At 68.7% G+C, this 14,121-nt stretch carries 11 protein-coding genes; all 11 read left to right on the plus strand.

Translation table 11 applies throughout. The features are described from left to right. The first annotated feature begins 27 nt into the window (after window positions 1-27). A complete protein-coding gene (locus B124_RS33415) occupies window positions 28-1,233 on the plus strand; it encodes an ROK family protein (protein WP_496506771.1) in 1,206 nt (401 codons plus the stop codon). After that, the gene (locus B124_RS33420) at window positions 1,230-2,789 is read left to right on the plus strand and encodes a cellulase family glycosylhydrolase (RefSeq protein ID WP_496506772.1); all 1,560 of its coding nucleotides are present in this window, start codon (window positions 1,230-1,232) and stop codon (window positions 2,787-2,789) included. The genes B124_RS33415 and B124_RS33420 overlap by 4 nt, the downstream gene beginning before the upstream one ends. A 268-nt stretch (window positions 2,790-3,057) precedes the next feature. Next, window positions 3,058-4,188, plus strand: a complete 1,131-nt coding sequence (locus B124_RS33425; RefSeq protein WP_496506773.1) for a Gfo/Idh/MocA family protein — start codon at window positions 3,058-3,060, stop codon at window positions 4,186-4,188. Next, window positions 4,178-5,104, plus strand: a complete 927-nt coding sequence (locus B124_RS33430; RefSeq protein WP_496506774.1) for a DUF6807 domain-containing protein — start codon at window positions 4,178-4,180, stop codon at window positions 5,102-5,104. Before B124_RS33425 ends, B124_RS33430 begins: the two co-directional genes overlap by 11 nt. Continuing rightward, on the plus strand, window positions 5,098-6,090 hold the full coding sequence (locus B124_RS33435) for an ABC transporter permease (RefSeq protein ID WP_496506775.1): 993 nt from the start codon (window positions 5,098-5,100) through the stop codon (window positions 6,088-6,090). The genes B124_RS33430 and B124_RS33435 overlap by 7 nt, the downstream gene beginning before the upstream one ends. Further along, entirely contained in the window at window positions 6,087-7,031 is a 945-nt protein-coding gene (locus B124_RS33440; RefSeq protein WP_496506776.1) for a carbohydrate ABC transporter permease, read from the plus strand. Before B124_RS33435 ends, B124_RS33440 begins: the two co-directional genes overlap by 4 nt. Before the next feature lie 41 nt (window positions 7,032-7,072). Continuing rightward, window positions 7,073-8,701 carry an extracellular solute-binding protein gene (locus tag B124_RS33445; RefSeq protein WP_496506777.1) on the plus strand — a complete coding sequence of 543 codons (1,629 nt, stop codon included), beginning with the start codon at window positions 7,073-7,075 and terminating at the stop codon, window positions 8,699-8,701. Then, the gene (locus tag B124_RS33450) at window positions 8,698-10,491 is read left to right on the plus strand and encodes a DUF8769 domain-containing protein (protein WP_496506778.1); all 1,794 of its coding nucleotides are present in this window, start codon (window positions 8,698-8,700) and stop codon (window positions 10,489-10,491) included. Before B124_RS33445 ends, B124_RS33450 begins: the two co-directional genes overlap by 4 nt. Before the next feature lie 51 nt (window positions 10,492-10,542). Next, window positions 10,543-12,258, plus strand: a complete 1,716-nt coding sequence (locus B124_RS33455) for a right-handed parallel beta-helix repeat-containing protein (RefSeq protein ID WP_496506779.1) — start codon at window positions 10,543-10,545, stop codon at window positions 12,256-12,258. A 101-nt stretch (window positions 12,259-12,359) separates the two neighbouring features. Beyond that, complete coding sequence (locus B124_RS33460; RefSeq protein ID WP_496506780.1) at window positions 12,360-13,424, plus strand: GDSL-type esterase/lipase family protein; 1,065 nt, start codon at window positions 12,360-12,362, stop codon at window positions 13,422-13,424. A gap of 338 nt (window positions 13,425-13,762) precedes the next feature. Further along, a partial coding sequence (locus B124_RS33465; RefSeq protein ID WP_496506781.1) for a transposase occupies window positions 13,763-14,121 on the plus strand: 359 nt, incomplete at its 3' end.

The raw sequence follows: 14,121 nt of genomic DNA on the forward strand, positions 1-14,121 counted from the left end.
CACACGCTATGAGGTGGGAGGAGTGAGATGGCGGCGGGCTCAACGGTCAGGGATCTGCGTCAGCACAATCGGGCGAAGGTGCTGCGCTACATCGTGCTGGCGAAGACGACCACACGGTCGGAGATCGCTTCGGGGTGCGGGCTGTCCACCGCGACGATTGCGAACGTCGTGGCTGGGCTCATCAGCGAGGGGTTGGTGCAGGAGGTCGGCTCGGTGCCGTCGGACGGCGGGCGGCCCAGCGCCCGCCTCACGGTGCGCGCCGAGGGTGCGTACATGATCGGCGCCGGAGTGGGGGAACACGGCGTCATGGTCGAGCTGTTCGACCTCTCGCTGCGGCGGATCGACCGGATCGTCCACGACATCGCGGCGGCAATCGGCAGCCCCGGGGAGGTCTCGCACACGCTGTCCAGCGCCGTAAGGGAAGTGCGGGAGCAGCACGCGGATCTGGCCGGCGCGATCATCGGGATGGGGCTTGGGGTGCCCGGCCTCGTCGAATCGGATCGCGACGGACGGGTGCGGTTGTTCGCGCAGAGTCTGGGCTGGCCACCGCAGGACGTGCCCGAGTTCTGCGGGGTGGACGACATGCCTGTGTACGCGGCCAATGGAGCGAAGACCCTGGCCAAGGCAGAGCAGTGGTTCGGTGCTGCACGAGGCGTGGACCACGGGGTGGTCGCGTTGGTGGGCCGGGGAGTCGGTGCGGGTCTGATCAGCGGGGGGCGGCTGCTGGAGGGGCTGAGCGGCGGGGCGGGGGAGTGGGGGCACGCGAAGATTTCGCTCGGCGGTCCCACGTGCTCGTGCGGCGGCCGCGGCTGCCTTGAGGCATACGTCGGCAGCGCGGCCGTCCTCGCCCGGTGGCAGGAGCGCGGCGGCGACGTCGGCGGGAGCCACGACGCGGCGCTGGCCAGGCTGTTCGACCGCGTCGGCGGAGGTGACGCCGCGGCTGCCGCGGTACTCGACGAGACGGTGGAGTATCTCGGCATCGGGCTGGCGAACCTCGTCAACCTCGTCAACCCGGAGAAGGTCATCATCGGGGGCCGAGCAGGGCTGGCTCTGCATCTGGCCCGTGCGGATGCCCTCGCCGGCGTCGTCCGGGAACACGCCCTGCCCCGGCACGCCGAGCACGTCGCACTGGAGGCCTGCGCGCTGCGCGGGGACGCGGTCGCGCTGGGTGCGGCGCTGCTGCCGCTCGAGAAGGTCATCGAGCACGGGGTGCCCGCCGGGGCCGGCTCATGAGCCGGACCGCCGGACCGGCTCACCCGGCCGGATTCGTACATGCCGCGGACGGCGTGCTGCGTGACGGCGACGGCGGGCCGCTGACGCTGCGTGGGGTGGGGCTGGGAAACTGGCTGCTGCCTGAGGGGTACATGTGGCGCTTCCCGGAGCAGGCGGGTTCCCCGCGGGAGATCGAGGCGCTGATCCGCGGGCTGGTCGGTGACGAGCGGGCCGACTGCTTCTGGACCGGATTCCGCGACCGTTTCATAGCCGAGGAGGATATAGAGCGGATCGCGGCCGAGGGGTTCAACCACGTCCGGCTGCCGATCAACTGGCGGATCGTCATGGACGAGGACGGCGAGCCGCTGGCAGACGGGTTCGCGCTGATCGACCGGCTGATCGACTGGTGCCGGGCGTACGGGCTGTGGGTGCTGCTCGACCTGCACGGCGCCCCCGGCGGCCAGACCGGCACGAACATCGACGACTCCCCGCGCCGCCGTCCCGAGCTCTTCGAGCTGCCGCGCTACCGGGAGCTGACGTTTCGGGTGTGGACGCTGCTGGCCCGGCGGTACGCCGAGGAGCCCACCGTCTGCGGCTACGACCTGCTCAACGAGCCGCTGCCCGACGCCTACCAGCACCGCTACGCGGACCGGCTCAGCCGGCTGCACCAGGACCTGACCGCCGCCATCCGCGCCGTCGACCCGTGCCATCTGATCGTATACGAGGGCACCCACTGGGCGACGAACTGGGACATCTTCACGGGGATCTGGGACCCCAATTCGATGCTGCAGTTCCACAAGTACTGGTCGCCCCCCGACTTGCCGGGCATCCGCCCCTACCTGGAGACCGGTGAGCGCCTCGGACTGCCCGTCTACATGGGCGAGGGCGGCGAGAACGACCTCGACTGGCTGCAGACGGCCTTCCAGCTCTACGACGACTGCGGCATCTCCTGGAACTTCTGGCCGTGGAAGAAACTGGACACGACGACGTCCCCCTGCTCGGCGGACCGGCCGCCCGGCTGGGATGCGATCCTCGCCTGGGCGGCGGGCAATGGTCCGCCGCCGCCGGCGGAACGGGCCTGGCAGACGCTGACCGGCCTGCTGGAGCGCGTCGCCTTCGACCGCTGCCGCTACCGGACCGAGGTGGTGAACGCCGTCCTGCGGCGCGCTCCACTGCGACTTCCGGCGACCGGCTTCACCTTTCGCGGCAAGGGAGTGTCGTACGAGACCGCCCGGAATCGGCCGCTGCCGTACTTCCGGCCGGACGACCACGTCACCATCCGCCGCCGCGACGGCAGCCCGAAGGAGGTCGACTTCACCCGCGGCGCCCAGGGGCAGCTCGTCGTCGAGCTCGCCCCCGGCGACTGGGTCGCCTACGAGGTCAACACCGACCGGCCCGCAGCGTTGCAGATCGGCGCGGAGAGCACAGGCCGGGTCACCGTGCGGATCGATCACGCGGAGGCCCCCGCCGCCGGAGGCGGCAGCGGGCCCGTTCCCGCGGGCCGGCACGAGGTGCGCCTCACCGCTGTCACGCCGACGGTGCTGAGAACTGTGACCGTTGGCATGACCGAGGTCTGACACCTCTCTGCCGCAGGCCGCAGCAGGCGTACGACTCCCCAAGTCGCACGCCTGCTGCGGTTTCCTCATGCCCCGGAACAGCGGGTGCAAGCGCTTACCGACTCTGGGTGTTTCCTTCGTGTCAGCCTCTTGTTACGGACCTTTGTTCAAGCCATAATCCAAGGCAGCTTGTGGGTGCAACATCCAGATAGTGCACAGTCGTTGCAGTTTTCGAAAGATCTGCACACGGCCGCCAGGTCACGTGAGCGCACGGCCACAAGGAGAGTGCATGTCAAGCACACGTCCGCCCGCCGATCGGCCGCCCGTACGGGCCGCCATCGTGGGCACGGGGCAGATCGCCGACGGCGCCCACCTGCCCGCCCTGAAGCAACTTGCCCCACTGGTACGGGTCGTGGCCGCCGTCGACATCGACTCCCGACGCCTGCACCGCGTCGCGGAACGCTGGGGAATCCACGGCCGCTACGCCACCTGCGCGGCGATGCTGGCGGCCGAGCAGCCCGACCTCGTTGTGCTGTGCACCCCGCCGGCCGCGCACACCGGTGACGCGATCGCGGCCTTGCGAGCCGGCGCCTGGGTGTGGTGCGAGAAGCCCCCCGCGCTGTCGCTTGCCGAGTACGACGCGATCGCGGCGGCGGAGCGCCCCGGCGGCCCGTACGCGCCGATCGTCTTCCAGCAGCGGTACGGGTCCGGCGCCCGGCATGCGCGCAGCCTCCTGGAAGCCGGCGCGCTGGGACGGCCGTTGGCCGCACACTGCCAGACGACCTGGTACCGGGACGCGCAGTACTTCACTCCCCGGTGGCGCGGTTCCTTCTCCGGGGACGGCGGGCCGGTGATGGCGCTGGGCATTCACCAGATCGACCTGCTCGTCGACCTGCTCGGACCGTGGCGGGAAGTGCGGGCTTTCAGCGCCTCAGCCCGCCACGCCATCGGGACCGGCGATGTGCACACGGCGGTGGTGCGCTTCGACTCCGGGGCTCTGGCCACGGTGGTGAACAGCGCCGTGTCGCCGCGCGAGGTGAGCCACATACGCATCGACACCGAGCTGGCGACCCTGGAGCTCACCCACCTGTACCGGCACCGCAATGCCGACTGGGTCTACACCCCCTCACGCGAAGTGCCCGCAGAAGCGGTCGCGCAGTGGGCCAATCCGCTGCCGGACGAAGCCAGCGGACATCTGCCGCAGCTACGGGAGGTGCTGGCCGACCTGCGTGCCGGTCGCCGGCCGGCGACCAGCGGCGCCTCCGGCCGCGCCGCGCTGGAGCTGATCACGGCGATGCACCGTGCGGCCGCCACCGGCGAGACGGTCAAGCGCGGCGCGGTCGGACCCGACGACCCCTATTACCACCATCTGTCCGGCACCGTGCCGGCCGAAGCCTCGGAGGTGCCCGATGCCCGCTGAAAAGAAGAAGGCCCCGCTGCTCGCCGTGCACGCGATCGGCCAGGAGGTCGCCGTCCGGGCCGGAGAGGTGGAGTTGGCCCGCTACGTCTACGCCCCCGATCCAAACCTGTTCGAATCCCCGAAGCCGTACCTGCACCCCCTGCGCACGCTCGCCGGCGACACCGTTACCGACTACCGCCCGCACGACCACCGCTGGCACAAGGGGCTGCAGCTCACCGCCACCGACATCTCCGGGCACAACCTGTGGGGCGGCAACACCTTCGTCGCCGGCACCGGCTACACCCGGCTGGACAACGTCGGCGCCATGCACCCCGACGGACCGGTCGCCATCGACGACGCCGGCGACCGCGTCACCATCAGCCACACCCTGCGCTGGACGACGGCGCAGGGCATGCTCCTAGCCGCCGAGCAGCGACGGCTGGTCATACACGGGGTGGATCGTGCCGCCGGCGTGTGGCTGCTCGACTGGCGCTCCGAGATACGCAACGAGACCGCCGAGCCGCTCGACTTCGGCAGCCCTGCCACCCGCGGACTGCCCGGCTCCGGCTACGCGGGGCTGTGGTGGCGCGGACCGCGGGCCTTCACCGGTGGCCGGGTCACCGCGCCCGGCGGCGAAGTCGACCCCGCGGACTTCCGGGGCAAGCCCGCCCCCTGGCTCGCCTTCACCGGTGACCACGACGGCGTGGACCGCAGCTCGACGCTGATCTTCAGCCACGGGCCGGCCAATGCCGGTCACGCGGCCCACTGGTTCGTCCGCTCGGCCGAGTTCGCCGCGGTCAACCCGTCGTGGGCCTACTACGAGACATTCCGCTTGGAGCCGGGGGACAGCTTCACCCGCGAATACCGGATCGCGGTGGCCGACGGCGCGTGGGACCACGAGCAGACCGCCCGCTGGCACCGGGAGCAGACATGGTGACCGCGGCCGAGCCCGACACCCGCACCAAGAAGGCCAAGCCGCGACGGGCGCGCACCTCGAACCCCCGCAGCGCGGGCGGGCAGGGCCGGCTGTGGCGTCTCAAACGGGACCGCTCGCTGCTGCTGATGACGGTGCCCGGCCTCCTGTTACTGGTGGTGTTCCACTATCTGCCGCTGCTCGGCTACGTGGTCGCCTTCCAGGACTACCTGCCCTACGTCGGCTTCCGGGAGAGCCCCTGGGTAGGGTTCGGCAACTTCAACGAGCTGTTCGCCAACGAAGACTTCTGGAACGCGCTCACCAACACCCTGGCTATTACCGCCCTGCAGCTCGTGCTGTTCTTCCCGGTCCCCATTGCTCTGGCGCTGCTGCTGCACAGCGTGGTGCGCAACTGGGTGCGGCGGGCCGTGCAGAGCATCGTCTATCTGCCCCACTTCATCTCGTGGGTCATCATCATCGCTCTGTTCCAGCAGGTCCTCGGCGGTGCCGGAGTGATCAACTCTTTCGCCTCCAGCCACGGCCTCGGCAACTTCGACGTGATGACGGACCCTGACATGTTCAAGCTGCTGGTCACCGTGGAGGCGATCTGGAAGGACGCCGGCTGGGGCACGATCATCTTCCTGGCCGCGCTCGCCAACATCGACACGGAGCTGTACGAGTCGGCCGTCACCGACGGCGCCGGGCGCTGGCGAAGGCTGTGGCACGTGACGCTGCCCGGCATCCGGCCGATCATCGTGCTGCTGCTGGTCCTGCGGCTCGGCGATGCCCTTTCCGTCGGCTTCGAGCCGATCCTGCTGCAGCGCGCCTCCGTCGGAGCCGAGTCCGCCGAAGTGCTCGACACCTTCTCCTACTTCCACGGCCTGGTGAACAACGACTGGGGCGTCGCCGCCGCGGCCGGTCTGTTCAAGGGCGTCGTCGGACTGATCCTCATCCTCGCTGCCAACCGGGCCGCGCATGCACTCGGAGAGCAGGGGGTGTACAGCAAATGACCGCGACAATCCCCGGCCTCCGGCGCAGTGGAGGCGGCCGGCGGCGGACCCGACGCGACGACCGGCCGGTGTGGATGGAGCCGCCGACACTGCCCGGGAAGCTCGGCAAGGGCATCAGTCTGATGCTGATCAGCCTCATCGTGCTGTTCCCGTTCATGGTGGTGTTCTCCACCAGCATCACCAGCGAGCAGGCACTGCAGGACAACGGCGGCTATGTCGTGATCCCCAAGGAGCCGACGCTGGCTGCCTACCGGGCCATCTGGTCCGGCGGCGTGGTCTCGCACGCCCTGTTCGTCAGCATCGGCGTCACGGTGATCGGCACTGTGGTCAGCACTGTCGCCACGGTCCTGCTCGCCTACGGGCTCAGCCGCCGCGACTCGTTCGCCCACCGGCCACTGCTCACGATCGTGCTGCTGACCTTCCTGTTCCCGCCCGGCGTCATCCCGAGCTATCTGCTGATGAAGTCGCTCGGCCTCCTCGACAGCTACGCGGCACTGATCCTGCCGACTGCCGTGAACGCCTTCAACGTGGTGGTCGTCCGCGGATTCTTCGCGAACATCCCGTCCGAGCTCCTCGACAGCGCGCGCATCGACGGGGCCGGCGAATGGCGCATCCTCGCGCGCATCGTGCTGCCGCTGTCGAAGGCCGTGATTGCGGTGATCGGACTCTTCTACGCAGTCAGTTACTGGAACAACTGGTTCAACGCGCTGCTCTACCTCAATGACTCGGACAAGTGGCCGCTGCAGATGATCCTGCGCACATACGTCCTGCAGGGCCAGTCGCTCAGCGAGGCCGCCGGCTCCACGGCCGGGGCGCCACCACCCCAGCAGGCCGTACAGATGGCGGTCGTCGTGGTCGCCCTGATCCCGATCCTGCTCGTCTACCCCTTCCTGCAACGCCACTTCGCCAAGGGCATGCTCACCGGCGCCATCAAGGGCTGAGCTGCTCACTCGTCACGCCTCGAACTCGCACGGAGGAAACCATGACAGCACCATTCACCGGCGGGCAGGTGTCCCGTCGTACCGCGCTCAGAGGTGCCCTGTTCGGCAGCGCCACGCTGGCTCTCGGTGCCTGCAGCGACGGCAGTGGCAGCGCGAGCACGAACGCCAGGAATGTGCCACTCCCGAAGTACCGCTCCGTCGGCGGCATCAAGCCCGACCTCGTCGGCGATCCCGCCCAAGGCATCCAGGACGCCTTCTACTCAATGCCGGAGAAGCTGATCCGGTCGGTGCAGGGGAAGCCGCTTTCGGGCGGCCGGATCACGGCCACGGTCCCCACCCTCGCACCGCCCCCGCCATCGCTGGACAACAACGCCTACGCCCAGGCGATCAACGAGCGCCTCGGCGGCGAGTTGAAGATCAATACCGTGCCGTCCAGCGAGTACAGCGTCAAGATGGGCGCCCTCCTCGCGGGTAACGACCTCACCGACCTGGTGCTGGTGCAGTGGTTCGACCAGCCCCGCCTGGACTTGCTGCTCAAGGGCCGGTTCGCCGACCTGTCCGACCACCTCTCCGGCGCCAGTATCAAGGACTACCCGAACCTCGCGAGTATCCCGACCTCGACGTGGCGCAACGCCCGCTTGTTCGGGCGGATGTGGGGCGTGCCCATCGAGCGCCCGCTGCTGTGGAACATCGTGCAGGCTCGCACCGACCTCATCAAGCAGGCCGGCGTGGACTTCACCGACGTGAAGACGACCGAGGACTTCGAGGCCCTGTGCAAGGAAGTGACCGACGCCAAGCGGCACCGCTGGGCGCTCGCAGGCTCCTACGGCACGTTCGGCATCACGCGCTTCTCCGCCGCCTTCGGCGCACCGAACAACTGGGGCAAGAAGCCCGACGGCACACTCGTCCGCGACTGGGAGACCGACGAGTTCACCGCCGCCCTCGAATACGTGGCGAAACTGCGCGCGGCGGGCCACTTCCACCCGCAGTCGGCGAGCCTCACCGGCTCCCAGCAGACCACCTACTTCCAGGGGGGCCAGATCGTGATGTTCGACGGCTACCTGGCGGGATGGCAGCAGTCGGTCAACGTCCAGGGCCTGGCCCCGTCCCAGATCGCCGCGATGCCGATCTTCTCCGCGCCGGGCAAGAAGGCGGGTCAGTTCTGCGGCAGCGGCTCGTACGGTGTCACGCTCATCAAGAAGGCGAGCGAGGACAAGGTCAAGGAGTGCCTGCGGCTGCTCGACTTCTACGCCGCCCCGTTCGGCAGTGAGGAGTACCTGCTGGTCCAGTTCGGTGTGGAAGGTGAGGACCATACCCGTAAGAACGGACAGCCGGTCCTGACCGACCAGGGCACCAAGGAGGTCGTCAACCAGGGCTATCTCAGCGGCGCCAGCCAACGCACTCTCTACAGCGGCAAGCACCCCGGCTGGCTGCGCCAGGAGCACGCCTGGCAGAGGGAGGTCGCCCCGCACCGCGTCGTGGACGCGGCACTGGGCCTGTACTCGGAGACCGCCAACTCCTCAGCCGACATCCAGCAGAAGGTTCAGGACGCCATCACGGACGTGGCCATGGGCCGCGAAAAGCTCAGCGCCTTCACCGACGCGGTCAAGGACTGGAAGAGCAAGGCGGGCGACAAGATCCGCGACGAATACCAGAAGCAGTTGGCATGACGGCGAGCCACGCCCACGCCGACCGGCGTCTGATCGCCGCCGCGCGCGCTGCCGGAGACAGCTACTTCGACGCGCAGGAACACCTGCTGCGCATCCCCGCGTCGGCCAACCCCGTGCACACCGCCATCAACTCCGGCCTGGTCCACCCGTACCGGGAGAGCACCACCTACGCCCTGGCGCTCCTCGAATCCGGCGACACCGGGGCGGCAGTGCCGATCCTCGAACGAGTGGTTGCGGGACAGGACGCCGATCCGGCCTCGGAGACCTTCGGCGTATGGGGCTACGTTGCCGAAGAACCACTCCTGGCGATGCGGCGCCCCGACCTGAACTGGGCCGACTTCCTGGGCCAGGAGCTGCTTCTGATCCTGTTCCGGCACGAACACCACCTGCCGCTCGGCCTGCGTCACCGGCTGCGCGTCGCAGTGGAGCGGGCCGCCGAAGCGATCATCCGCCGCAACGTCTCGATGGAGTACACCAACATCGCGGTGAAAGGCATGTTCGTGACGCTCGGCGCCGGCCAGGTGCTGGGCAGCGACGAACTCATCCGGTACGGCCGCGAAAGGATGCGACGCCTCACCGCCACGACCGCGGCCTCCGGCAGCTTCGCCGAGTACAACAGCCCGACGTACTGGCAGGTCACCTGCACCGCGATGACCGCGATCAGCCAGTTGATATCCGATGGCGAGGCCGCCGCAGCAGCCACGGGTCTGGTCGACCTGCTGTGGCGGCACCTCGTCCGGCGCTGGCACCGGCCCACCGGCCAGTTGTCGGGACCGATGTCCCGCGCCTACGCCGACGAACTGACCCGGCGGAACTCGCTGCCGGCGTTCCTTGCCAAGGCCACCGGGTACCGGGCGCCGTTCGACGGGCTCCCGGCGCCGACAGAGCCAGAGGCCCAGCTCGGGCTGGTGGCCACGGCAATCCTGCGGCCCCAGGCGCCGCCGGATGCGGTGGCGGCACTGACCGAAACGGCACACGTAACCGAACTGGTGGAGCGCTTCGAGCTGGGCAGCCCGGATCGCACCGGGACGACCTGGCTGGACGGCGCGACGACGCTCGGAACGGTCAACCACGCCGACATGTGGGCTCAGCGCCGCAATCTGCTGGGCTACTGGTCCGGCCCCGGCGAACAGCCATGGGCGCAACCGGTCCGCCGGGTCCGCATCCGGATGACCAAGGACGGGCGTGACTTCGTCTCGGGAGCGTTCAGCGCCGTACAGGACGGTCCGCATGCGCTCTGGCACGTCGGACTGGCGAGTCCGGGAGGCGACTGGCACGTCCACAGGGACGTGATCGAGGCCGGACAGAAGATCGAGCTGCAGTCGCTGCGGGTGTCCTTCGAGCTGTTCGCCGGTTCGGACGCGAGTGTCGAGATCGAGGGGAGGCCGGCGCAGACGGGGGACCGGTATCCCCTGGGCGCCACCGTGGCGGTGCGCAGCGGCGGCGCGGTCGTCTGGATCCGGCCCGTCGCGGCGGCGTTCGGCACGCGGACGCCTGTCGGACGGCTGCGCGCGGACGGCGAGCTGCTCCGGGTCGACGTCGACCTCCTCGACTCCGTCCGGCCTGTGGAGACGGACCTGTCGTCGGTCGGCCGTGCCTACGCCGCGGGCGCGGTCAGCCTGCTGCCGGCCGAGAGTCCGCCGCCCGTCACACCGGTGTCCGTCAACGAGCGCGGCGAGGTGGTCGAACTGAAGTGGCAGCCGCGCGCGCACCTGACCCTGGCCGCCCGAACAGCGGTCAGCAGCCGCGAGGACCACGCGGCGGCCCTGTACACGGATCGAAGGGAGTGACGCACCGAACAGTTCCTTCAAGCACGTGCCTCATCCACGAAAAGGAGAAGCATGAGCGCAAGCACGAGAAAGAAGATATGGGCAGGTCTGGCGACGTCCGGGCTGCTGGGCCTGGGGTTGGCGGGTGCCGCCACCGGCACGGCGGATGCCGCCGCCACCACGTACTACATTTCGCCGAACGGAAGCGACAGCAACTCCGGCACGTCGCCTGACCAGGCGTGGAAGTCGACCGAGAAGGTCAATGGCTTCACGTTCCCGCAAGGGAGCACCGTGGCGTTCCAGGGCGGCCAGACGATCACGGGATGTCTTTCCTTCGGTGAGAAGAATGTGCCCGTCTCATCGGCGTCGACGCCGTTCAAGGTGACCTCGTACGGGACCGGTCAGGCCACCCTCAAGTCCAACTGCACCGGGGACTTCTCCGCGGCCGTCAAGATGGATAACGTCAGCGGCTTCCAGCTGCACAACATGAAGCTGGTCAACGGCGGCACGACCGCAGCCGGCGTGCTGCTGCAGAACAGGACGTCGTCGACGCCGACGAAGGGCCTGAAGGTCACCAACTCGGATATCTCTGGATTCGTCCAGCCAGAAGGCAGCGGGAGTTCTTTCGGCGGCCAGATCATGGTCCTCGGATACGCGACGAACGGGCACACCGGGCCGTTGGACGATGTGCAGATCCTGGGCAACAAGCTGCACGGTGACAAAGTGACCTCGAAGGCTGGTCCCGGCATCTACGGCTGGAGCTCGGGCGTCAACATCACCAACGTCCGGGTTGAGGGCAACACCGTCTACAACATCGGCATGCTGCCCAAGACCGTGGGAGCAGGGCTGACCGCGGGCGGCTGGGACGGCGCCGTCATCCAGCACAACGTCGTCCACGACATCGGGGCCAACGCGACCTCGTGCGGCGGCGCCAGCGGCATCATGACCTACGAGGCGAACGACATCACCGTTCGCTACAACGAGGTGTACAGGGTGCAGCCGGTGCCCGATTACACGGCCGGCTGCGACTTCGACGGCATCGACCTCGACGGCGGCACCACCAACTCGGTGGTGGAGTACAACTACACGCACGACAACGGGGGTAACGGGCTGCTGGCCTTCACCTCCACCGTGAACTCGCAGGTGTGGGGCCCGAACACCTTCCGCTACAACATCTCGGAGAACGATGACTGGGCGTATGCCCAGGGCGGTCTGTTCGGCGTGGTGCATTCCCCGAAGAAGCCGTTGTCCATCTACGGCAACTCCTTCTTCACCGACAAGGACCAGCGCAACAACGTCAGATCAGGCGCCAGCGCATGCTTCTACTTCGGCTACAAGGAGGGCACCTGGGCCAGTGGTTCGCAGATCAAGAACAACATCTGCCACATGGCCAACAAGGGCGCCAACGGCAAGGCCGGGCAGCTCTACTACAACCCGTACGGCCAGACCGGCATGAAGCTCTCGAACAACCTCTACTACGGCCCGTCGAACACCGGCGGCTGGCGCTGGGGAGACACTACCTACTCCGACTTCGCGGCCTGGAAGGCCGCGGGCAAGGAGTCGAACGGCGTCTGGGGTGACCCGCTGTTCACCTCGCCCGGCGGCGGCAACACCTGCACGTGGACGCCGGCCTCCGGCAAGGGCCCCCAGCCCTGCCCGCAGGCGTACACCCTCAAGTCCGGCTCCCCGGCACTGCACAAGGGTGCGCCGGTGTCCGGCAACGGGGGCGTGGACTACTACGGCGCCACCATCCCTGGCACACCCAACATCGGGGCCGATGCTCAATAGGCCCTGACTGACCCCTCACTGGCGGTCGGCATCGGTCTCCCACCACCTGACGGGGGAGACCGGTGCCGTCCGTGGGGACCGCAGCACGACAGGAGACGCCCATGACACTCCCCGGCGAAGGCCGGCACGTCCCCCCCGACCACGAGGTTCTGACATGGGAGGGTGCGATCGAGGTGGAGCACACCCCTCATGGCTCCCGCCCCTGGCGGCTGCCGCACAGCCGGATCGGTCTTTTCCCGACCGAGGCGCTGCGGAGCCGCGCCGCGATGTGCGCAGGCGTGCGGATCGTGTTCGACACCGACGGCACCACAGTCGCGGGCCGGGTAGTCGCGCCCGTCGACCCCGACCTCGCGCCGCTCGATCTGGTGGTCGACGGCGGGCCGGCGATCTCGACCTGTGTAGGGAGTGACGGACTGTTCCGGTTCCCGGGACTGCCGGCGGGACGTAAGACGGTGGAGCTGTGGTTGCCCCAGTACGGAAACCTGTGGCTCACGGGCCTCGTCGTCGACTTACACGCCCACCTGTGGAGCCCGACCCAGCGGCGGCGCCCGCGTCTGCTGGTGTACGGCAGCTCGATCACGCACTGCCGCGACGCAGCCTCGCCGACCCGGACCTGGCCCGCCCTGGTGGCCGAGGAGTTCGGCGCGGACCTGACGTGCCTGGGACTGGCCGGGCAGTGCCACCTGGATCCCATGGTGGCACGCGTCCTGCGCGACCGGCCCGCCGACCTGATCGTCACGTGTCTGGGCATCAATGTCTACGGCAACGGCTCCTTCAACAGCCGATCCTTCCTGCCGGCCGTACTGGGCTTCCTCAGCACCCTGCGGGACGGGCATCCGGGCGTGCCGCTCGTCGTCATGTCGCCCCTCGCATCCCCATCGCGGGAGAACAAGACCGGCGGCGCGGATCTGACGCTCGCCGACCTGCGCGCCGAGGTGCACCGGGCCGTCGACATCCTCCGAGACCACGGTGACGCCGACCTGCATCTGGTCGACGGGCGCACCGTGCTCGGCCCCGACCACGCGCACCTGCTGCACGACGGAATCCACCCGAACGCCGACGGCTACCAACACATGGCGCGCGTCCTGACTACGGAACTGCGCCATGTCTCCTCATCTAATGAGAGTTGCCGGGTCGGCCCGTGCGGCAGACTCGGCGCCTGGTAACCACCGGCGAGTGAGCACTCAGCCTCACGGGACCGTTTCGAGTCCTCCTGACAGATCGTGCCCTTGCCAGGTGGCTGGGAGAGTTGATCGCTGATGGGATGTCCTGCCCGCCGCTGGTGCGTGAGCACTTGTTCATCAGTGCGCTGATGGCGATGTCCAGGACCAGGCCCGCAAGGTCGTGTCCGCCCGCGTGTGCTGCGGGTATCCCAGGGCCGAGCAATGCTCATTACCTGTGGATCGGCTCGGGAGGGCGCACGCGAAGGGCGTACCTTCCCGAGTGATCGATTGACTGGTATCGAGTAGGCCCGCGTTGCCGCGCGGGTCGGGAAGGCACGCCCGTGCTCAGCGTAGTGAACGCCGACGGCACCACCGCCNACGGCTCCTCTCTGATCGACGAGATCGTCCGCGNGGGTGCACGGCNGATGCTGGCCGCCGCGTTGGAGGCTGAAGTCAACGCTTACATAGCCGAGTTGGCTGATCAGCGAGACGAGAAGGGCCACCGCCTGGTCGTGCGAAATGGCTACCACCAGCCGCGCAAAGTGACCACGACGGCCGGCGTGGTGGAGGTGAAGGCGCCGCGGGTGAACGACAAGCGCGTCGACGAGACAACGGGCGAGCGCAAGCGGTTCAGCTCGGCGATCCTGCCGCCGTGGTGCCGCAAGTCCCCGAAGATCAGTGAGGTGCTGCCGCTGCTCTA

The organism is Streptomyces sp. CNP082, from assembly GCF_059570535.1.

Coding starts and splice junctions, on each gene's coding strand:
- B124_RS33430 (WP_496506774.1), top strand. CDS start 4,178: ATGCCCGCTGAAAAGAAGAAGGCCCCGCTGCTCGCCGTGCACGCGATC.
- B124_RS33415 (WP_496506771.1), top strand. CDS start 28: ATGGCGGCGGGCTCAACGGTCAGGGATCTGCGTCAGCACAATCGGGCG.
- B124_RS33455 (WP_496506779.1), top strand. CDS start 10,543: ATGAGCGCAAGCACGAGAAAGAAGATATGGGCAGGTCTGGCGACGTCC.
- B124_RS33450 (WP_496506778.1), top strand. CDS start 8,698: ATGACGGCGAGCCACGCCCACGCCGACCGGCGTCTGATCGCCGCCGCG.
- B124_RS33420 (WP_496506772.1), top strand. CDS start 1,230: ATGAGCCGGACCGCCGGACCGGCTCACCCGGCCGGATTCGTACATGCC.
- B124_RS33435 (WP_496506775.1), top strand. CDS start 5,098: ATGGTGACCGCGGCCGAGCCCGACACCCGCACCAAGAAGGCCAAGCCG.
- B124_RS33460 (WP_496506780.1), top strand. CDS start 12,360: ATGACACTCCCCGGCGAAGGCCGGCACGTCCCCCCCGACCACGAGGTT.
- B124_RS33425 (WP_496506773.1), top strand. CDS start 3,058: ATGTCAAGCACACGTCCGCCCGCCGATCGGCCGCCCGTACGGGCCGCC.
- B124_RS33440 (WP_496506776.1), top strand. CDS start 6,087: ATGACCGCGACAATCCCCGGCCTCCGGCGCAGTGGAGGCGGCCGGCGG.
- B124_RS33445 (WP_496506777.1), top strand. CDS start 7,073: ATGACAGCACCATTCACCGGCGGGCAGGTGTCCCGTCGTACCGCGCTC.